The following is a 20,626-nucleotide window of genomic DNA, read 5'->3' on the forward strand; positions in this document are numbered from 1 at the left end:
AATTCTTTAAGCTTTGTCTTAAATCGTCATGGGGTTTTAATCTGATAGCAAAAATTTTAATTAGTCATTAATTAGTCGTTTATCTAATATCCAGCAGCTTAAACAGCATTAACTTTATCAGTAATTTTTCTGAACCATCTCCACAATAAATATTACTAATATATACATAAATGTTATCAGGATGCTGAATATGTCAGATTTACCGCTTCAGTGCAAAAATTTGAAAGAGCAGGTTGAGTCTATATTACAACTTTTACAACAAGAACCAACGCTACGTTCTCAAGATATTACACCTATACGAACTTCCCTAAGTAAAGCTATTTCTCCCAAGTTTGAAATTGTATTTGCGGGTGCGTTTAGTGCCGGGAAATCAATGCTAATCAATGCCCTATTGGAGAGGGAATTACTTTACAGTGCAGAGGGACACGCTACAGGTACAGAATGCAAAATTGAGTATGCAGAAGTAGATAAAGAACGTGTTGTTTTGACATTTTTAAGTGAAGTAGAGATTCGAGAACAAGTAGCTTATTTGTGTCAGCAACTAGGATTTAAGACAGTACCTAATATCAACCAAGCTGATTTAATTAACTTGCTACGTCAATATTCTGAAACTATTATTCAGCAGGAGGGTGGTGAGAATAAATCAGAACGTGCAAAACAGGCGAAGGCGTTAATGTTGTTGGTAGAGGGATATATAGCAAACCGCGATCGCATCAACACGGTTAATAATGCTACATACTCAATGGAACAATTTAACTTTTCTAATCTCAAGGAAGCGGCTGGATATGCCCGTCGTGGTAGTAATAGTGCAGTATTGAAGCGAATAGAATATTATTGCAATCATCCTTTGCTACAAGATGGTAATGTAATTATTGACACGCCGGGTATAGATGCACCAGTAGAGAAAGATGCCCAACTAACTTATGCCAAAATTCAACATCCTGATACTTCGGCGGTGGTGTGTGTGCTAAAGCCTGCTGCGGCGGGTGAGATGACAAAAGAAGAAACAGAACTTTTGGAACTAATGCGGGAGAATGGGGGAGTACGCGATCGCGTTTTCTATATTTTCAACCGCATCGATGAAACTTGGTATAATACTCAGCTACGGCAACGATTAGACGATTTAATTATTGGGCAATTTCACAATTCAAACAAGGTTTATAAAACGAGTGGATTATTAGGATTTTATGGCAGTCAGATTAAACAGACAAGCCAACAAGATAGATTTGGTTTAGATTCTGTTTTTGCAGAAAGTATTAAAGGTTTAGATGGTAAAGAAGAAACACCACAATTTGTCTATGCGTTTAACAACTACTGTGTAAATTCAGGAAAGCTGTCTTCTAGTAAATTCCGTGTCTCTGTTAACGGCTTTGAAACCCCAAATCAAAATTATGTGCGGATTCTAGGAGATTGGGGAAATGAAATTATCGAACAGCTAATTAAAGATAGTGGTACTGAAGAATTCCGCACAGCAATTACTCGCTATCTTACCGAAGAAAAGCGCCCCCAATTATTTAAAAATCTTGCTGATGATTTAGAAGATGTTTGTATTAAGCTGAAGAAACATTATCAGAGTGTCCAACGCGATTTAGATAGTCAGCCCCAAGAAATTGAGACGATGAAGGCGCAAGAATTACAACGCCTAAATCAGCAACTCCAGCAAATTGGTAGAGACTTTCATGAGCATATCACAGAAGAAGTTAACCAAATAATTAATAATTCTTGTGATGCTTTTGAAGCAGATTTTAAGCAATTGCAATCACGAATGATTCGCCGTTTAGATGAATTGCTAGATACTTTTTCTGTAGCTTCTGCTTATCAACGTGCAACCATCAGCCATCCTCGCAACGCTACCGCACCTTTGCTTGCTATTTTAGTAGAGGCATTTTATTACTTAGCAAATCAATTAGAAGATATTTTGGTTGAATCTTCTCAGCAAGTAGTGGCGAATTATTTCCAGCGATTGATTGAAAAGATTCGCAAGTCAGAATATTATCGCCAGTTGTATCGTTTATTAGATAATGATGGTGGTATTGAACTAGAGATCAGAATTTTAGAAAAAGGAGTTGCTCAAGCATTATTTAGTGCAGCTAGTGTAGAGTGCGATCGCTTTGTGCGAGAAAGTCCCAGATTTTATGATGAAGGCACTTTTTCTATATATCAATTTCGCCAAACTTTATCACAAACTTCTCAAGGTTACGACGCTGAAAGTATTGTGGAAGCAGAACCGGCAATTAGGCAATTATTGAAGTTAGATTTTGAACCAAAAGTTTCCCACACTATTCGTAAATCTTTCCGTCAAACCATTAATCAAACGCTCAAAACTCACTTATTGCCAATGGCAGATCAGCAAGCAGATGAAATTTTGCAGCAATACCCACAAGCGCGTGCTTATTTAGAGAAAACATTAGAACAAGAAGCTGAAGAAAAAATTGCGAATAATCGCCGATTATTGAGTGTTGTTGAAGAAAATATTGCAGCATATAATTCAGCAGCTTCTAGTATTAATAGTTGTTTACAGACGATGCAATTATATGACAATCTTTTGCCTGTGATTGGTGATTCGGTTGATAGTGTTGGTAAGTTTGTTAAAAATGAGTTTTTGGTTTCAGATTCGGTATAAGAGGTTTAATTTTAATCTCTGTGAAAATTCGCGGTGTCCAGATCCCCGACTTCTTTTAGAAGTCGGGGATCTAATTTAGGCGTTGCTATAACCTATTACAATTCGTCATACCATTTCACTTTAATAATGATACAAATACGCTGCTGTTTGGGCTTGTCTTTGCCATGCCCCTACGATAAATCTATATGTATCAGGATTTTCGTGAAATGGTATCACTATCCCAATCCCTAATCCCCAACTAAATGATTATGAATATCAAACGTCGGGAATTTCTCACAACTTGTGGACTAGCTACCCTAGCCACCCAAATATCACCACTTACTGCTGAGGGTAAGCCATCTTTAAACACTATCCGCAAGCCGCCCCGCCTGCAAGCTGGCGATACCGTAGGATTGATTTCCCCTGCGGGTATCGTTGACGCTAAAGACATTGAAACAGCGCAACAATCAATTTCACAGTTAGGGTTAAAAGTCAAGCTGGGGAAGCATATTTTAGATCGTTACGGCTATTTAGCGGGTAAAGACGGCGATCGCGCCCAGGATGTAAACTTAATGTTTAGCGATCGCACCATAAAAGCAATTATTCCCATGCGTGGAGGTTGGGGTTGTAATCGCATTTTACCCCTACTCAACTACTCGCTAATTCGCTCCCATCCGAAAATTATCATCGGTTACAGCGATATTACGACGCTGTTGTTGGCAATTAATGCCCGTAGTCAAATGATTACTTTTCATGGGCCAGTTGCTACGTCTACCTGGAATCAATTTACAGTCGATTACTTCAAGCGCATCCTATTTAATGCTGAAGCTGTGACTATGCAAAATCTCAACCCTAGCGAAGTGCGGATGGAGATTATAGCACCGGGAAAGGCGAGGGGTAAACTTGTAGGTGGAAACTTGTCAGTTTTATCAGCAATGGTAGGTTCACCTTATTTACCTTCTTGGAACAAAAGCATTCTGTTTGTGGAAGAAGTTGGCGAGGATGTTTATCGTATAGATAGGATGCTGACGCAGTTAAAAACTGCTGGGATAATCAACCAAATTGCTGGCTTTATCTTTGGGCAATGCACTAAATGTAGTCTTGGAGATGAACCATCGTTTACATTAATGCAAGTATTGCAACAACACATACTACCTTTAGGTATTCCTGCTTGGTATGGTTCAATGATTGGTCATATTAAGGATAAATTTACTTTGCCAATCGGTGTGGAAGTGGAAATAAATGCTGAACTTGGGACAATAAGAATGTTAGAGGAGGCAGTCAGCCCCTTTGGGTAAGTCAAAAGTCAAAAGTCAAAAGTCAAATAATTTTAGATTTTAGATTTATTTTGCGTAGCTTGCTTATTGGGGAGCGAGTATAAATTCGGGCGCAACTCTTAGAGATAAATTCACATTTAGACCTTTTTAAATTTGGGATTGAAGATTCAAAATCCAAAATCCAAAAATTAAAATCTAAAATAAGATGGTTTTGATTAAAATTTTGATAGACAGTATGCATTTCTCCTCGCCATGTTACGACTAACAGAAGTAAAGCTTCCGCTTGATCATCCTGAAGATGAGATCAAGGCTGCCATCCTTAAAAAGCTGCAAATCACGGACGAAGATTTGATCAGCTATTCCATTTTCAAGCGTAGCTATGATGCCCGTAAGAAAGGAGAGATTACCCTTGTTTATATTCTGGATGTAGAAACGACTCAGGAAACTCATCTACTTAAGCGCCTGAAAAAAGATCCTCATGTGATGGCTACGCCAGACATGAGTTATCGCCCAGTGGCACAAGCACCAAGCAATTTGACGATTCGCCCCATCGTCATTGGTACTGGGCCTTGTGGCTTATTTGCGGGTTTGATGCTGGCGCAAATGGGGTTCCGTCCCATCATTTTAGAACGTGGCAAACAAGTCCGCGATCGCACTGCTGATACTTTTGGCTTTTGGAAGAAAAAATCAGACTTCAACCCCGAATCTAATGCCCAGTTTGGCGAAGGTGGCGCGGGTACATTCTCCGATGGCAAACTCTACAGTCAAGTCAAAGATCCTCAGCATTATGGGCGTAAGGTACTAACCGAACTCGTCAATGCGGGAGCCTCACCGGAAATTCTCTATATCAACAAACCGCATATCGGCACTTTCAAACTGGTGGGAATCGTCCAAAGTATGCGTGCCAAAATCGAATCCCTCGGCGGTGAAATTCGCTTTCAAAGCCGGGTGGAAGATATCAACATCGAAAATGGACAGGTGCGGGGAGTAACCCTCGCTAGTGGGGAATATATCGCCAGCGATTATGTAGTTCTCGCAGTCGGTCATAGCGCCCGCGATACCTTCCAAATGCTATTTAATCGTGGAGTTTACATCGAGCCGAAACCTTTTTCCATCGGCTTTCGAGTCGAACATCCCCAGACTCTCATCGATAAATGTCGTTTCGGCGCTCAAGCTGGTCATAAGCTTTTAGGTGCTGCCGATTACAAACTGGTTCACCATTGCCAAAATGGTCGTTCCGTCTATAGTTTCTGTATGTGTCCAGGAGGCTTAGTAGTTGCAGCCGCATCAGAACCGGGGCGACTTGTCACCAATGGGATGAGCCAATACTCTCGCAATGAGCGCAATGCCAATAGTGCGATCGTTGTGGGCATCACCCCCGAAGATTATCCGGGCAATGCCTTGGCGGGAATTGACTTCCAACGGCGCTTGGAAGAACGAGCTTTTGAATTGGGCGGTGGAACTTATGAAGCGCCAGGGCAGTTGGTGGGAGACTTTCTCAACCATCGCCCCTCCACAGCATTCGGTACAGTTAAACCATCTTATACACCAGGGGTACATTTGGGTGATTTGAGTGAGAGTTTACCAGATTATGCGATCGCAGCCATCCGCGAAGCACTTCCTGCTTTTGACAAACAAATTAAAGGATTTGCGATGGATGATGCCGTGTTGACTGGGGTAGAAACCCGCACTTCATCACCGATTCGGATTAAACGCAAAGAAGATTATCAGAGTTTAAATACAGTCGGACTTTATCCGGCTGGTGAAGGCGCAGGATACGCAGGGGGAATTCTCTCAGCTGGTATCGATGGTATCAAGGTGGCAGAGGCAGTGGCTTTAAGTATTTTGAGGAATGTGAGTTTTTAGTAAAAGACTTCCAAATAAAAAATACTCAACAAACTGGCGAAAAAACTCTCTCCTCCTTATTCCTCTGTGTTCTCTGTGTCTCTGTGGTTCGTTTATTTCTTGGAAGTCCCTAAGCACAAAACGTGCTTAAAAATCCAGGACTAAAGTCCTTACTACGAACTTTATTTACCCTCTCTGCTCAGGAAAAATTGTCAGACTTCCCACGCAAGATACTAAAATTTAGTTATTAATAAAAACCAATACAGGTCAGTTAAGCATTTCTTTCTTCTCTTTGCGTCCTTTGCGTCCTTGGCGGTTCGTTAAAAAAGAACATGGTTGTTGACAAAAATCGAGAAGCATTCATTCCTTATACTCGCAGCGATATTATCAAACTTTGCCTGCAAGACGGTCAACTAAATGAAGCTGATGCCCAAAAATTTCAAGATTTCTGCAAAATCCTCACTGCATACTATCACTTTCGCTTTCATAAAACCTTAGAAATTATCAAAGATAATTATGTACCCTTTAACCCCAATGAAGATATTCAACCAATAACTCCACCAACCTTCGAGCAATATGATGAAATGGAGTTAAAGGTAGTTGATGCCTTTCAGCATATTGTCGAAAGAGCGAATTATCTTCTTTTGCCTGAATCGATTGTCAAGCGATCGCTGGCAACCACATCTCTAATTGATTTGAAAACTCAAGTCGATTTTGAGGATTTTGACCGCTTTATCTGTTACTACCGGGGTGATAGTTATAAAAAAATTTCGGTAAAAAAATTCTTCTTTTGGCGAGAAGAAAAGACTATTGATATCTTGGAACGGATTGTTTTATTTGTCAAATTCAAAGAAGCGGCTTACTTTCGTGCAAAAAAAGCCAACATCCAAGATTTAAAATTCATTCCCGGTAAGATGTATCTTTACTGCTACAAAAATATTCCCAAGCTAGATATTGACTTACTCTTTCCCAACGTGAAAACGAGTATGACTTGGAAAGATCGCTTACTATTTGGAATTCCTGCTATTGGGGCAGCAATTCCTTTGATATTAAGAACATTGCCGAATTTATTATTGCTGGTTGCGGCAATTTTACTAGTACTAAATGTATCATTTTTAATTGAATTATTAAATGTAGAGTTGGAGCAAGTCAGAAATTTTATGCCAATTTTGGTGGCAACTTTATCATTAACGATATCTTTGGGTGGATTTGCCTTTAAGCAATACACTAATTACAAAAATAAAAAAATTAAATTCCAAAAAACAGTTACCGATACGTTATTTTTCCAGAATTTAGCCAACAATACCAGTGTCTTTCAAATGTTTATTGAATTGGCAGAAGAAGAAGAATGTAAGGAAATTATTCTGGCATACTATCACTTACTTACCAGCCCGACACCGTTAAAGCCTGAACAATTAGATTCTCGCATCGAAACTTGGATGGAGAATAAATTAGGCACAAAGATTAACTTTGATATTCAAGGGCCTCTAAGCAATCTAGAAGATATTCGTGGTCAAGTAATTCCCAACAGCAAAACAACAGACAATGTACCAGAAATCCCTTTATTAACCTATAATCAGCAGGGAGCGTGTCAAGTTCTCCCCTTGGATGATGCTAAAGCAGTGATTGATTATGTTTGGGATAATGCCTTTCAATATAACGGGATAATCTTGTAGGCAAACGGACTAGGGTTTCGATAACACAAGAACCAATTTTTGAAGAAAGTACTAGAAACAAATTCGCTTACTTCTACTACTTTTATTTACCCACGCAAAAAGTTTCTTAACCACTTAATCGCCTCACTTGTTGTTTGCTCGTTTCCAATTTGAAGGCATTGCTGGACAATTTCTCTTATGTTAGGAAAATAGGTGCTTTCTGTAATTGCGTAATTTTCACCCTGCAATTTATAAACTAATAGCTGCTTATTCTTTAACAGCCAAACCTCTGGCACTTTATAAGGAAGATAGTCATTAATATTGGTATAGCTAGTAACATCTACCTCAATCACTAAATCTGGTGGAGGGTCATTCTGCCAGTCGATACGATTCTTACCTACTACGGATCTCCAATTTTCAATATAAAAGCAATAGTCAGGCTCAATACCGCTAACAAGAGGCTTGCTCATGGTGATGGGCGTAAATGAGTCGTATGTGCGGTTTAAGTGGTCAAGTAAAGCTGTTACTATCAATCCCAGCAAGCTTGCATCTCTTCCATGCTCTGGTAGCGGTGCCATTAGCAAAATCTCTCCAGGTCGATATTTAATGCGAGGTGAGGAGCGATCTCCAAGTTGCTGACTCAGCACTTGATAATCTTGCCAAGATCCCAACATCCTTACGACTGTACCAGGTGGCAACTCTATTCTTTCAGGTGTAATTACAGTATGCATATTCGCCTGCCTTTAAAAAATCCGGTTACACCAAAACGGTTGACTGTTTTTGATGACCAAAAAATAATTTGGATGCAGAGCAACTAGATTAATTTATGGAGATTAAAAAAATTGTAGTTGAGAGCGATCGCTAAACCATAATCCAAATTGCAAAATCTGCTCGATTCTATCTTAGTACAACTCATATTTCATTAACTGACAGGGCAACGTTCCGTTATACACCGCGATTCGCTGCGATGATTTTAGCCCAATCGATTGAGACAGTTCTTTATTGCCACTTAGCACAAACGCAGTCCAGCCTTTGAAGCGTTGTTTCAGCACATCGCCCAAAAGTTTGTAAAATGCCCCTAAATCGCTATCTCGCCCCAGCCGTTCGCCATAAGGTGGATTGCAGAATAAAACCCCACTGTCTGCGGGGGCGACAATATCAGCAAGCTCCATTTGAGAAAACCATACATGGTTATCAACGCCGCAGTTTTGAGCATTGTTAATCGCTTGCTCAATTATATTTTCATCGCGATCGCTTCCCCAAATCGGCGCGGGTAGAGTATCCAGTTGGCTATCCTTAGCTTCTTGCAGCAGCTTTTCTAAAAGGGCTAAATCAAAATCGAGCCAATTTTCAAATCCAAAGGATTCACGAAACAATCCTGGTGCGATATTCAGTGCCTTTAAGCTAGCTTCGAGAGGTAAAGTGCCAGATCCACAGAGAGGATCATAAAACATTTGGTTTGTCTGCCAACCCGAAAGTTGAATCAGGGCAGCAGCTAGAGATTCCTTTAGAGGGGCTGCGCCAACCGCAGGACGGTAGCCTCGGCGATGCAGACTATTTCCAGAACTGTCGAGTTTAACGGTACAACTATCGCGTTCAATATGAACATTGACCCGCACATCTGGTTCATGAAGCTCTACATTTGAACGTTCGCCCAGATTTTCTTTCTGCTGATCAACGATCGCATTTTTGATCTGGAGAGATGTGAAGTGGGTGTGGTTGAGATTATTGTTTTTACCTGTGGTATTCACTGCCAGCGTCATATCTGGCGTGAGATAGTTTTGCCAATCGATAGTCTGAATGCCGCGATAGAGATCCTTGGCATCAAGGCAAGGAAATTCATGGATATTCACCAAAATTCGGAACGGCAGCCTAGCCCAGAGGTTGACGCGATAAAGTAGGGTGCGATCGCCCTCAAAGGCTACACCGCAAAACCCAGGCTCCACTGAATGAGCGCCTAGCTGCTCTAACTCCTGAGCCGCAAGGGTTTCTAATCCACGAGCAACCGTTGCAAAATACTGATTCATCCTCTAATCCAAAGCATTGTCTTCACTGCTGACCCATTGACGCACTTTAGCTTAACTCATATATTGTGACATTCTCTGTTAAGTCTGCGATTATAACCTTTTGGCGTTGCTGAATTGAGGTATAAAAATGATTTTGCGTGATTTCAAAACTTTCCTACACCCAGACTTATACATTTAATCAGCAACGCCAGCATAACAAGCCCCAGACAAAGGAAATTAAGCCGGAGTAAGGACACAGCAAATATTTGTGGACAGAGATTATTATTTCTTCATTTTAAGTACTATCTTAAATCTAATTAACCCTGATAACATCAATCTGAAGTGTTCAGGCACTTTGCAATACAACCCATTAATTAAAATAGCCAGAGGGATAAGCTATGACTTTCGTATCTGATATTGTTCTGCTAAAAGACTTAACATCGTCATCTAATGATGATTTGGGCAAGCTAAAATCCGTACTTCCGGCGACGGTAAATCGGTTAACTAACCCGAAATTAGCAAGAATTTTTGGTAATGACCTAAAATTTGGTATTGCTTCCTTCAAGGATAAGCCAATACCGCCTTTTGGGGGTTTCGCTGACTATGTATATAAACCAGAAGTCGCTTTAACAAATAATGTAACAACAATTAAAGACAAAATCTTTGATTTGGAAGCTTTTGGTGGGAATGATGGCTCCGAATCACAATTAGACGCACTCTTGTACACAGCTTTAGATAGCGGTGGTAGTCTCGGTTATAGAGTGGGTTCATTTCGTGTTGTTATAATAGCCACCGATGCTCTTTATCACGTTGCTGGCGATCGGGCAGCAGTTAGTCCAAGTCATACTATTCCCAATAATGGAGATGGTGTAATTGATCCTAATGAAGATTATCCAGAGATTGGACAAGTAAAAACTGCACTAGAAGCAAATAACATTATTCCAATTTTTCTAACTACGAGTGATGTTGCACTCGATTACGAGATACTAGTTACCCAGCTTGGTAGAGGTGGTGTACTGACTCTTGATTCTAAAAGTGAGAATTTTGCTGATGCCATAAAAGAGGCAGTTGCTCGAGCCAGAAATGTGATAAGTACTGATGTTATTACCACAAATGGAGACGATACCTTTAGTTGGGGGAATTTCTCAGATGGCGATAAGGTTATTTTTGCTGGAAACGGTGATGACAGTATTTCGCTTTCTGGTGTTATTGGTAATCATTACATTGATGGGGGAGCAGGTTCTGACATCCTTATTGGTGGAAATGGTGCAGACAGAATAGATGGGGGTAGTGGTGACGACAACCTTCTGGGGGGCAAGGGTAATGATATTCTTTTTGGCAGTAGTGGAAAAGATATTCTGATTGGGAATCAAGGCAACGATTACCTACAGGGAGATAGTGGGGATGACTTCTTAAAAGGAGGCGGTGGTTCAGATAAGTTTGCATTTGCAACAGGATCAAAGTTTGATATTAACGAACTCGGAGTTGATATTATTGATGACTTCAATCCTACGCAAGACAACATCCAACTATCTAAATCTACCTTTATCGCTCTAAGTAACTCAGTTTTTCCAACTGAATTAAATTTCGCAGACTTTGCCACAGTGACGAACGATACTTTAGCAGCAAGTAGTAGTGCGGTGATTGTTTACAATAGCGCAAATGGTAGTCTCTTTTATAACCCCAATGGTTCGGCGGATGATTTTGCTGATCTAAATTCCGGGGGGGGTAAATTTGCACAATTGGGTGCTAGCTCCTTTCCTGCTCTAACTACCGCTAGTTTTGAGATAGTTTTGTGATTGATTTAGCTTAATTTTCAACTTTACACAAGAGACTTCCAAGGAATAAACTACTCAGTAAAGGTGAGATGCTCCCAGGCAAACGAATCGAACTGAGATTCAATCTAGCAATTTCTAAAATCAATCATTGTCTGACGATAAGCATCTGGCAAACCTGTATCAAAACACTTGCCTTTAACAACATATCCTCTCATTCCCTCTTCCTGACACAATCTATCAAGACAAGATGTTAACTGAAATTCGCCTCGTTCTCGGAAATTTTGGTTTATGTGTTCTGCTAAAAAGTCAAAAATTTTCGGCGTTAGTAAATACAAACCAAATATACATAAAAACTCATTTTCTACCATTCCCTGTACGCGCAAATGTTGTTGTGCATAGTCAATGGTAGGTTTTTCATAGAGTTGTGTAACTTCCAGAATCGCGTTAAACTCTTGCCAAACTCCTGTTACACACCCAGATGTATGAAGATTTTCTGCTGGCGTTGTAGTTAGGCTCACAACGCTTTGATTAACTTGTTCATAAACATCTAAAAGTTGACTAGCACAAGATTTGTCAATATCAGATGCATAAATATGGTCGCCCAACATTAGCAAAAACGGCTCATCTTGTAACCAATCTTTAGCACAAAATACCGCATGACCATAGCCTAATTGCTCCTCCTGCAATAATATGGTAATTTTGCTACCTAAATCTTCAAGATATCGGCTATATTCTTGATTTTGCGGTGAAAGTTTATTTAAAAGTTCTTTTTTGGGTGGGTTTTTCAAAAAATCTTCAAATATTTCTTTATCATCCGGCTGTACCACAATCCCCACTTCTGTAATTCCAGCACTAATTGCCTCTTCAATAATTGCTAAAATCACAGGTTTTGCCCTACCATCTCGATCAATAATCGGAAAAAGTTCTTTTTTCACAACTTTAGTAGCTGGAAACAACCGAGTCCCAAAACCAGCTACCGGAATCACAGCTTTTCTAACTTTATTTTTCTGCATAAACCTCTCTTCCTCTCTCTGCGTCCTCTGCGCCTCTGCGGTTCGTTACCCCAACTTCTCAAACAACTCCGCCAACACCACATTAGAAAACAAAAACCCTTGGGGATCAATCAAACGCAACCTTCCCTCTGCAACTTCCACCCAACCTTGATCAAAATACCCTTGCAAACACCAGCAAATTTCCTCTACCTTCTCTTCCCCAAACCCCTTTGCCAACGCCGTCAAACTCAAACCCTCCGCCAAACGCAACCCCAACATTAACGTTTCTAACAATACTTCCTTTGGGGGAGTCACATCACAATCAATCACACCACCAGCTTGCACCCACTGATAATACTCCCTAGTTTTACGGGGACGAGTGAACCGTTTCCCGTCAACATAACTCGCCGCACCCATACCAAAGCCATAGTAAGGGCGGTTTTCCCAATAGACTCGATTATGCCGACACTGATGACCAGGTTGAGCATAATTAGAAATTTCATAATGCTCATAACCTGCACTAGTCAAAACCTGCTGCCCCATCTGGTACATTTTGACTGTGGCTTCATCCGTAGGCAAAGGAGTATCACCAGGTTTGTAGTAACGCCCAAAGGCTGTACCTGGTTCGATGGTAAGATCGTAGATGGAGATGTGAGTGGGTGCGATCGCTACCGCTTTAGCGAGAGAATCTTGCCATTGATCCAAAGACTGATGCGGCAACCCAGAAATTAAGTCTAAGCTAAATTCGGGAATCTCGACTTGGTGGATTAGTTCCACAGCTGCGAAAATATCTTCAACTGAGTGCGATCGCCCCGCCCTCTGCAATAATTCTCCTTGAAAGGCTTGTACACCTAAACTTACGCGGTTCACGCCGACATGGCGATAGCCTGCTATATGGGCTAAATCAAAGGTGGCTGGGTCAATTTCCATAGAAATTTCTGCCCCAGAGGCAATACCAAAATGCTTCTCTAGCTCTGTTACTATCCGTCGTAACTGCTCTATTGATAGCAGTGAAGGAGTACCACCACCGAAGAAAATTGTCTTCAGAGGTTGACTAAATGCTGGTGTAATGGCAATTTCTTGACATAGCACCTCAACATATTGGGAGATAGTACCAGATGTTTCGCCCCGCAAGCGATCGCCCACAACAGACACCGGGAAATCACAATAAAAACACCGCCGTCTGCAAAAAGGAATATGCACATACGCAGAACTGGCAATTTCAGAAACACTAAATTTTTGACTCATTTTGAGAAAAGATGAAGTTAAGCCAACTGCGAATTAGAGGCAATGAAAATGAGGTAAGAATTCAGTCCTTCTGGAGTCAGGAGCCAGAATAACTGTAAAATCAAGCGTGAAATAACTTCTTGATTTTATTAAAATTATCAAGTTTGGGTATCAAAGTCTTCTTAATTCTGACTTCTGGATTCTGGATTCTGGATTCTAAATTCTTGCAAAATAAGTAGTTTCTTTACAAGTTTTTGTCGTTTTACAACGAAACAATGAAAAATATGAAGATAAAAGCCTTTGGTTATAATAATTGCAGATATTGTCCTACTAAACCCTTAGTGTAAGTCAATATTGATGAGTTTATCTTACCGATGAAATAAAAAATACTTAACTTTATCGGTTACCACAGTTGCAGGAAAACAAGACAACCATGCTTGACGCCATTATTATTTTTTCATTTATCCTAGCAGCGTCGGGAATAGGGTTCTACAGCATTGAACTGCTACCCAATGGCACGCTAGATCAGGTAACAAATCTTGAAGCTTTACGATTAGTTGTTGCCGTCTTTGCCGCTATTATTGGTGGTGCGATCGGGCTGAGTTTCCAGACGACATATCGTCGCCTAGAATCACAAATCAAAGAAATGCCTCTGGAAGTGATCTTAACTCGTGCGATCGGCTTAGTGATTGGGCTATTACTAGCTAACCTGATGCTAGCCCCACTATTTTTGCTACCCATCCCGGCGGACTTTGGATTTATTAAGCCACTAGTGGCAGTTGTCGGCAGTATTATCCTCTCCGTGACTGGCATGAATTTGGCAGACACCCACGGGCGAGGTTTATTGCGGTTCATTAATCCCAACACCGTCGAATCAATGGTAGTGGAAGGAACATTAAAACCAGCCAATACGAAAGTTTTAGATACTAGCTGCATTATTGATGGTCGCATTGAAGCGTTACTAGAAACAGGGTTTTTAGAAGGGCAAATTCTTGTACCGCAGTTTGTCTTGCAAGAACTCCAACAAGTAGCCGATGCTAGCAAAGACCAAAAGCGGGTGCGGGGAAGACGAGGACTAGAAATTCTCAACCGCATTAAAGAAGAATATCCCGATCGCATCGTGATTAATACAATTGACTACGAAGATATTCCCACAGTAGATGCCAAGTTGGTGCGCTTTGCCCAAGAAATTAGCGGTACATTGCTAACCAACGACTACAACTTGTCTAAAGTCGCCAGTGTTCAGAAAGTACCTGTTTTAAATGTAAATGATTTAGTGAACGCTGTCCGTCCCAGTTATTTACCTGGCGACAACCTTGATTTGAAAATTCTCAAGGAAGGCAAAGAACCCAGTCAAGGTATTGGCTACCTAGATGACGGCACAATGGTAGTCGTTGAAGAAGGTAGCAATTATGTGGGTGGTGAACTGCGAGTAGTAGTCACCAGTGCTTTACAAACCACCGCAGGAAGAATGATTTTTGCCAAACCCCAAGCTTCAGCATTAGCGTGAAACAATGGGATGTTTAATTCGAGTCCACTTACTAATCGGTGCAGGTTGACTGCACCGATTATTTATTGTCTAATACTAAACCAGCTAAAATCGCCGTGGAAGCAGCAATATTACTTTGATTTCTTGATTCTGTCATACTATTAATTTCTCGTGCAACTTGGTTAAGCACGGCTTCTGGATCAATTGTACTACTCAAAACTGCAAAGGGTAACAGTCCAGGCGTTCTCAGAAATACTTCAGTTGGTTGTTCCCAAAGTCTGATAACTGAAAATTCATGGCGTGTCCCAGCAATTGTAAATGTATTTTGTTGCACCAACTCTGAATTTGTCTGCTTAAGATAAATTACAACTTGATGCATTGCTTTGTCTGGAAAGCGGCGATATACTCGCAACCGATAGTCAATCATCCGAAAAGGAATTTCAGGATCAGCTTGGGTTTGAAATTCCAAATGTAAGATGTTTTGCTCCGACTGTAGCAGAATTAGGGCATCAGCACGAATGGGTTCGAGAGATAATTCTTTTGGACTTAGTTCGGTTAAAGTAATAGGTTCACCTAATAACCAAGTGGCGAAATCGCTGGAGAAATTTTCAGCTAAAAATTTACAGATATTGTCAAAAATTTTAGAATTTTACCAAATAGCTCACTCATTTGCTATTTATCCAAAATTCTTTAATCCAAATATTTAAGTATTCAAGTACAGATATTTATGGTTGATGGTTAAGCCATCAGTAATTTTTGGTTATGTTTTGGTAGTAGCAGATTTTATCTAGTTGAAATAATCTGGATTTCCGTTACTCGGTGCATTGGTTTGGTTGGCTTTTCAGTAGTGATCAGTTGATCAGCTTTAATTTGCAAAGCAATTGATCTAGTTGCCACCGAGCAAGGAAGTTGCGAGGTCGTGGCTTAATCTCCCCCAATTGCTCCCCGCAGGCATCACCAAGCAGCATTAGTTTATGAAAAGCCTCGTTAATCAGCAACGCTGTATTTTTACTATTCCTGTAAAACGGTCTTTGATACAATCCTAGTTTTCTTGAGGTCTGCTTCCGAAAGTTCTTCTCCAGCTTGCAGGCGAGTCGCTGAGGCTTGCAACACTGTCGCTGCACCTTTATCTCCAATTTGTAAAGCGGTTTTAGCTGCTGTTTGTAGCATCGTGGCTGCACCAGTGCGATCGCCTTGTTGCAATTTAGCCTCGGCTAACTGGGTTTGGTGATACTTGGCTTTACTTGAGGTCAGGAATTACCTGAATCAGTCCAGTCTGGAAGGCTTTGTCGTAGGTGATGACAAGTAAACTTTCGAGTTCAGCCTGAGCCATGATCATGCGATCAAAGGGATCTCGGTGGGCGATCGCTAGGCTTCCTGCTCTGAGCGCATGGGCTGTGGTGATGGCAAGTTCGATAAATTTAGCCTGATGCAATATCTGTGAATATTGCTCAACAAGTTGTTTGGCTTCGGGTAGTTTACCCATACGGTATTTGGTGGCAATTTCCCAAGCAGAAGCACTGCTGACAATAATCCGATGATCTGGGTTGCGAATGATGTCTCGGCAGTCAGTGTGGAGTTTTGGATCATCAAAGAGCCACCACAGCAGGATATGGGTGTCGATAAGGTAGCTTATTCCCATTGCTGGAGTTCTTCTTCTGGCAGTGGTTCAAAGAAAGCATCGCCGAGTTGTCCTTTTAATAAACCAGGGGTGCGCGGTTCGACTTCGCTCACCGCAAGGGGTTGTGTACGTTCTTGACTTAAACCTAGTCGAAAGTAGTGAATTAGGTCATAAAGTTCTGCTAGTTTGTCTTCAGGGATGTCTTGCAATTCTTGGACAATCTTCTGGATAAGCATAAGTCAAACTCTTCGCTAGTTGTTAATCAATAAGTTAACGTGAATTCGACGGCTTATATAGTGTCCGCTTAATTAGCTCAATCAAAAAGACCTCTAAGAGATTTTACTACGCAAAATCTTCCCTCTCCGACGGGTGAGAGGGACAGCCTTGAACTTTAGTTCAAGGCTGGGAGAGGTTTATCGAACTCACGTTAAATTAGGAATATGCTATTACTTTGTTGCTCAATTGAGGAATAAAATATTTTTTCTCGCTTTGCGCCAAAGCGCGAAACTCTCATCCCGTTAATCAGCAAGGCTGAATTTTTACTATTCCTGTAAAACAGTCTTTGACACAATCCTAGTTTTCTTGAGTTCTGCTTCAGAAAGTTCTTCTCCAGCTTGCAAACGAGTGGCGGAAGTTTGCAACACTGTCGCTGCCCCTTTATCTCCGATTTGTAAAGCGGTTTTAGCAGCTGTTTGTAGCATCGTGGCTGCACCAGTGCGATCGCCTTGTTGCAATTTCGCCTCGGCTAACTGGGTCTGACGATACTTCGCTAATGCTAAAATAGACTGTTGCACCTGGGGATTAGATGTCGGTTGATATGCCCGCACTACATCTGCATATACTGGCATGAGGGACGAAAGTAAGCCTTGTTCGTTAACCAACGGGTCATCATAACGGATTTGCAAATGAGCGATCGCTTGCTTACCTTCTGGCAATTGTCCTAGATAAATGTTTGCCAAAACTACCCTTTCTACATCCTGCATCAAATCTCCCAAACGCACAGCAAAGCTACCATCAGCTTCCGGTTCCACTGGTAACTCGATTGTGTCTGGCGCAACTTGGGCAATGGGTTTCAATTCTGCTAATCGCACATTAGGCACTAAAGATAACAGCAGGTAGGCATTAGTTAACCCAATCGACTGAATCCGTCCAAACAGTCGGCTAAATTGCTCCACAGCTTGTTCAGGGCGTTCAATATAAGCTAAAGTCCCACCACCGACATCAGCAATTTTTTCCAGCAAATCCTGATTCCAGCTATTGCCAAATCCGAAAGTGTTGATAGTTAGGTTCAGCTTGGCAGCCTTTTGCGCGAGTTGAAGACAGCGTTTGTTGTCATCTCGCCCGATATCCCACTTCAAAATCCGCAAACCGCTTTCACCATGCCCATCCGTCAGCAGAAACGCCTGGGAAACAGCGCCTCTTGTCCCCTTCATCAATTCTGTAATTCCCAGTTCCAAACCATCAGCGATCGCAGTGCCGCCGCTAGCAGTCAGTTTGCTTTTTATTTGAGATTTGATGCTTTCGGGGTCTTCAATCGCTTGGTTGGGGATAATGACTGACGCAGAACCAGAAAAAGCCACAACTGAGATGCGATCGCCTACTTTCAACCGATTTATTAATCCTTCCACTGCCTGGATCACCGTTTTAATTGGTTGTCCATGCATGGAACCACTTTTATCCAAAATCAGGCAGAGATTAAGGGGGAGATTTTGATCGGACTCACCAGCGATGCCTTCGGCGGGCTGCGCCAACGCCGAAATTGTAATTGCTAATTGACGTTGGCTATTTGTTTGAGCGACATCAACATTATTGTCATTTAACGCCGAGAGCAATTTAACTTTCATCTAAACCTGAGTTTACTGGGGAGGGGTATCTTGCAAAACTGTTTTGGAGACAATTCTGGTTTTCTTGCGATCGCTTTCAGATAAATCTCCACCAGATTGTAGCTGGGTGGCAGAAGTTTGCAACACCGTCGCCGCCCCAGTATCTCCCATTTGCAAGGCAGTTTTCGCAGCCGTTTGTAACATTGTCGCCGCACCAGAGCGATCGCCCTGTTGTAATTTCGTTTCGGCTAGCTGGGTTTGGCGATACTTAGCTAATGCTAAAATAGAATGTTGCACCTGGGGATTTGGGTCTGCTTGGTAATTTTTGAGTACATGGGCGTAAACTGGGATATTTGGTGTAACTAAACCTACCTTATTGGCGGCTGGGTCATCGTAGCGGACTTGCACATTAGCGATCGCTTGTTCACCTGTTGGCAATTGTCCCAAATAAATATTAGCTAAGATTACCCGTTCTGCATCTTTCATTAAATCTCCCAACCGCACAGCGAAACGTCCATCAGCTTCTTGTTGCAGTGGTAACTCAATTGTGTCTGGGGAAACTTGCGCCACAGGTTTAAGTTCTGCTAACCGGACATTGGGCATCAAGGAGAATAACAGATAAGCATTAGTCAATCCCACTGTTTGAATACGGCTGAACAGGCGATTAAACTCTTCGGCTGCCTGTTCGGGTTTTTGAATATAAGATAAAGTACCTAAGCCAGCATCAGCAATTTTTTCTAAAACATCTTGGTTCCAATTGTCACCAAATCCCAAAGTGTTTAAAGTCAAATTATAGCTAGCAGCCAATTGAGCGAATTTTAAACAGCGATTATTATCACCATGTTCATTTTCACCGTCGGTTAATAAAAAAGCTTGGGAAACAGTATCTTTTTTGCCCTTCGCCAACTCCTCAATCCCCAAGCGCAATCCTTCATCAATCGCAGTTCCACCATCGGCGGCTAGGCGATTAATTTGCTGTTTAATTTTCTCTGGATCTTCGACACTTTGACTGGGTACTAAGACTTTGGCACGGTGATCAAAAACTACAACACTGAGGCGATCGCCAGGATTGAGTCTATCCACCAGACGATTCGCGGCTTTTTTGACCGTTTCTAGCGATCGCCCACTCATCGAACCACTATGATCGAGAATTAAGCATAAATTCAGGGGTACATCGCGGTCTAGATTTTCTGCGATCGCTGAAATCGAAATTCCCAACTGACGTTGACTATTCAGTTGATTCGCGTCCAAATTACCATCATTCAAGGCAGGCTGCAAATTAACCTTCATAACTCAAAGTCCCTATTCAGGATATACATATTAAAAAATAACTTCAAAGCAACACTTTAACTCTACGGAAAACCTATCCAACACAAATACACTAATATAATCAGAATATCTTAGAAGCCAAGCATTGGCAGATGCGAAGCCACCTTCAGCATTAGGGAGAAATCCGCACCTTGAGTCAGGCTGGCATCGCGCTAGGATGTATTACAGTTAACGGCATAGTTTCAGGCGATCAGTTGCTATGGACATTTCCCCAATTAAGGCTGTTCAAGCCCCATATTACGGCGATAACTTTTACCGGACACCACCGCCAGATTTACCTTCCCTCTTATTGAAGGAGCGAATTGTCTATATTGGGATGCCTCTGGTGCCTGCTGTCACGGAATTAATCGTGGCCGAATTGCTATTTTTGCAATCCGACGACCCCGAAAAACCGATTAAAATCTATATCAATTCCACCGGCACTTCCGGTTACAGTGGCGAACCCATTGGCTTTGAAACCGAAGCCTTCGCCATCTTTGACACCATGAAATATATCAAACCTCCTATCCACACCATTTGCGTCGGTTCCGCGATGGGAATGGCAGCGATGCTACTCAGTGCTGGTACAAAAGGTTGCCGTGCTAGTTTGCCTCACTCCTCGATTATCCTGCATCAGCCCAAGAGCTACGCCCAAGGTCAAGCAACGGATATTCAAATTCGCGCCAGGGAAGTTTTGGTAAATAAAGGGGCGTTAGTTGATATCTTACATCGCACCACTGGACAACCCCCAGAAAAAATTACCAAAGACATGGATCGGCTGTTATATTTAACACCCTACGAAGCTAAGGAATACGGGCTTATTGACCGAGTTTTTGAGAAAGAAGAACTCGCCAATCCCCCACTCCCTGCCAGTGTCCTTTAATTTGTCCTTTGTCCTTTGTCCTTTGTCATTCGTCCTTTGTTAATAACCAAAAATTATTAATGACTAATGACCAATGACTAATGACCAATGACCAATGACCAATGACCAATGACTAATTAA

At 41.5% G+C, this 20,626-nt stretch carries 15 protein-coding genes and 2 pseudogenes; 7 read left to right on the forward strand and 10 right to left on the reverse strand.

What is annotated here, in order from left to right; translation table 11 throughout:
* The first annotated feature begins 190 nt into the window (after nt 1-190).
* The 4 genes from D1367_RS05550 to D1367_RS05570 all read left to right on the forward strand — a co-directional run bounded on the left by D1367_RS05550 (nt 191) and on the right by D1367_RS05570 (nt 7,400).
* Nucleotides 191-2,623 (forward strand): dynamin-like GTPase family protein, encoded by a 2,433-nt coding sequence (locus D1367_RS05550; protein ID WP_118164255.1) that lies wholly within the window; start codon nt 191-193, stop codon nt 2,621-2,623.
* 248 nt (nt 2,624-2,871) lie between these two features.
* Nucleotides 2,872-3,900 carry a S66 peptidase family protein gene (locus D1367_RS05555; RefSeq protein ID WP_118164259.1) on the forward strand — a complete coding sequence of 343 codons (1,029 nt, stop codon included), beginning with the start codon at nt 2,872-2,874 and terminating at the stop codon, nt 3,898-3,900.
* Between the two features lie 231 nt (nt 3,901-4,131).
* Nucleotides 4,132-5,745, forward strand: a complete 1,614-nt coding sequence (locus tag D1367_RS05565) for an NAD(P)/FAD-dependent oxidoreductase (RefSeq protein WP_118164267.1) — start codon at nt 4,132-4,134, stop codon at nt 5,743-5,745.
* 311 nt (nt 5,746-6,056) lie between these two features.
* Entirely contained in the window at nt 6,057-7,400 is a 1,344-nt protein-coding gene (locus tag D1367_RS05570) for a TMEM143 family protein (RefSeq protein ID WP_118164272.1), read from the forward strand.
* A gap of 86 nt (nt 7,401-7,486) precedes the next feature.
* Here the strand turns inward: D1367_RS05570 and D1367_RS05575 are convergent, their stop codons facing one another.
* Nucleotides 7,487-8,110, reverse strand: a complete 624-nt coding sequence (locus D1367_RS05575) for a Uma2 family endonuclease (protein WP_118164275.1) — start codon at nt 8,108-8,110, stop codon at nt 7,487-7,489.
* 171 nt (nt 8,111-8,281) lie between these two features.
* Entirely contained in the window at nt 8,282-9,406 is a 1,125-nt protein-coding gene (locus D1367_RS05580) for a THUMP domain-containing class I SAM-dependent RNA methyltransferase (RefSeq protein WP_118164278.1), read from the reverse strand.
* A gap of 377 nt (nt 9,407-9,783) precedes the next feature.
* On the opposite strand from D1367_RS05580, the gene D1367_RS05585 reads away from it, so the two are divergent.
* Complete coding sequence (locus tag D1367_RS05585; RefSeq protein WP_118164281.1) at nt 9,784-11,184, forward strand: hypothetical protein; 1,401 nt, start codon at nt 9,784-9,786, stop codon at nt 11,182-11,184.
* 104 nt (nt 11,185-11,288) lie between these two features.
* Here D1367_RS05585 and D1367_RS05590 read toward each other — a convergent pair whose 3' ends face one another.
* Nucleotides 11,289-12,176, reverse strand: a complete 888-nt coding sequence (locus tag D1367_RS05590) for a UTP--glucose-1-phosphate uridylyltransferase (RefSeq protein WP_118164284.1) — start codon at nt 12,174-12,176, stop codon at nt 11,289-11,291.
* 45 nt (nt 12,177-12,221) lie between these two features.
* Nucleotides 12,222-13,403 (reverse strand): radical SAM family heme chaperone HemW, encoded by a 1,182-nt coding sequence (gene hemW, locus D1367_RS05595; RefSeq protein WP_118164287.1) that lies wholly within the window; start codon nt 13,401-13,403, stop codon nt 12,222-12,224.
* A gap of 412 nt (nt 13,404-13,815) precedes the next feature.
* Here hemW and D1367_RS05600 point away from each other — a divergent pair, with 412 nt between their 5' ends.
* Nucleotides 13,816-14,892, forward strand: a complete 1,077-nt coding sequence (locus D1367_RS05600) for a PIN/TRAM domain-containing protein (RefSeq protein WP_118164291.1) — start codon at nt 13,816-13,818, stop codon at nt 14,890-14,892.
* Between the two features lie 67 nt (nt 14,893-14,959).
* Here the strand turns inward: D1367_RS05600 and D1367_RS05605 are convergent.
* The 6 genes and pseudogenes from D1367_RS05605 to D1367_RS05630 all read right to left on the reverse strand — a co-directional run.
* Nucleotides 14,960-15,511: pseudogene (locus D1367_RS05605) on the reverse strand (Rpn family recombination-promoting nuclease/putative transposase); the annotation flags it as partial.
* Nucleotides 15,512-15,882: 371 nt separating this feature from the next.
* Nucleotides 15,883-16,110 (reverse strand): annotated as a pseudogene (locus tag D1367_RS05610) (hypothetical protein); the annotation flags it as partial.
* A 1-nt stretch (nt 16,111) separates the two neighbouring features.
* Complete coding sequence (locus D1367_RS05615) at nt 16,112-16,513, reverse strand: type II toxin-antitoxin system VapC family toxin (protein WP_118164294.1); 402 nt, start codon at nt 16,511-16,513, stop codon at nt 16,112-16,114.
* Nucleotides 16,504-16,728 (reverse strand): hypothetical protein, encoded by a 225-nt coding sequence (locus tag D1367_RS05620; RefSeq protein ID WP_118164298.1) that lies wholly within the window; start codon nt 16,726-16,728, stop codon nt 16,504-16,506. The genes D1367_RS05615 and D1367_RS05620 overlap by 10 nt, the downstream gene beginning before the upstream one ends.
* Nucleotides 16,729-17,034: 306 nt before the next feature.
* A complete protein-coding gene (locus D1367_RS05625; protein ID WP_118164303.1) occupies nt 17,035-18,336 on the reverse strand; it encodes a vWA domain-containing protein in 1,302 nt (433 codons plus the stop codon).
* 12 nt (nt 18,337-18,348) lie between these two features.
* Nucleotides 18,349-19,605, reverse strand: coding sequence for a vWA domain-containing protein (locus D1367_RS05630; RefSeq protein WP_118164306.1), 1,257 nt, complete (start codon nt 19,603-19,605; stop codon nt 18,349-18,351).
* 238 nt (nt 19,606-19,843) lie between these two features.
* Here D1367_RS05630 and D1367_RS05635 point away from each other — a divergent pair, with 238 nt between their 5' ends.
* On the forward strand, nt 19,844-20,506 hold the full coding sequence (locus tag D1367_RS05635; protein ID WP_069072491.1) for an ATP-dependent Clp protease proteolytic subunit: 663 nt from the start codon (nt 19,844-19,846) through the stop codon (nt 20,504-20,506).
* Nucleotides 20,507-20,626: the final 120 nt, after the last annotated feature.

The sequence above is a fragment of the Nostoc sphaeroides genome (assembly GCF_003443655.1).
Lineage (GTDB): Bacteria > Cyanobacteriota > Cyanobacteriia > Cyanobacteriales > Nostocaceae > Nostoc > Nostoc sphaeroides.

Bases quoted from the DNA above. Each gene is read 5' to 3' on its own strand.
- D1367_RS05550 (WP_118164255.1), top strand. From the start codon at position 191: ATGTCAGATTTACCGCTTCAGTGCAAAAATTTGAAAGAGCAGGTTGAG.
- D1367_RS05555 (WP_118164259.1), top strand. From the start codon at position 2,872: ATGAATATCAAACGTCGGGAATTTCTCACAACTTGTGGACTAGCTACC.
- D1367_RS05565 (WP_118164267.1), top strand. From the start codon at position 4,132: ATGTTACGACTAACAGAAGTAAAGCTTCCGCTTGATCATCCTGAAGAT.
- D1367_RS05570 (WP_118164272.1), top strand. From the start codon at position 6,057: ATGGTTGTTGACAAAAATCGAGAAGCATTCATTCCTTATACTCGCAGC.
- D1367_RS05575 (WP_118164275.1), bottom strand. From the start codon at position 8,110: ATGCATACTGTAATTACACCTGAAAGAATAGAGTTGCCACCTGGTACA.
- D1367_RS05580 (WP_118164278.1), bottom strand. From the start codon at position 9,406: ATGAATCAGTATTTTGCAACGGTTGCTCGTGGATTAGAAACCCTTGCG.
- D1367_RS05585 (WP_118164281.1), top strand. From the start codon at position 9,784: ATGACTTTCGTATCTGATATTGTTCTGCTAAAAGACTTAACATCGTCA.
- D1367_RS05590 (WP_118164284.1), bottom strand. From the start codon at position 12,176: ATGCAGAAAAATAAAGTTAGAAAAGCTGTGATTCCGGTAGCTGGTTTT.
- hemW (WP_118164287.1), bottom strand. From the start codon at position 13,403: ATGAGTCAAAAATTTAGTGTTTCTGAAATTGCCAGTTCTGCGTATGTG.
- D1367_RS05600 (WP_118164291.1), top strand. From the start codon at position 13,816: ATGCTTGACGCCATTATTATTTTTTCATTTATCCTAGCAGCGTCGGGA.
- D1367_RS05615 (WP_118164294.1), bottom strand. From the start codon at position 16,513: ATGGGAATAAGCTACCTTATCGACACCCATATCCTGCTGTGGTGGCTC.
- D1367_RS05620 (WP_118164298.1), bottom strand. From the start codon at position 16,728: ATGCTTATCCAGAAGATTGTCCAAGAATTGCAAGACATCCCTGAAGAC.
- D1367_RS05625 (WP_118164303.1), bottom strand. From the start codon at position 18,336: ATGAAAGTTAAATTGCTCTCGGCGTTAAATGACAATAATGTTGATGTC.
- D1367_RS05630 (WP_118164306.1), bottom strand. From the start codon at position 19,605: ATGAAGGTTAATTTGCAGCCTGCCTTGAATGATGGTAATTTGGACGCG.
- D1367_RS05635 (WP_069072491.1), top strand. From the start codon at position 19,844: ATGGACATTTCCCCAATTAAGGCTGTTCAAGCCCCATATTACGGCGAT.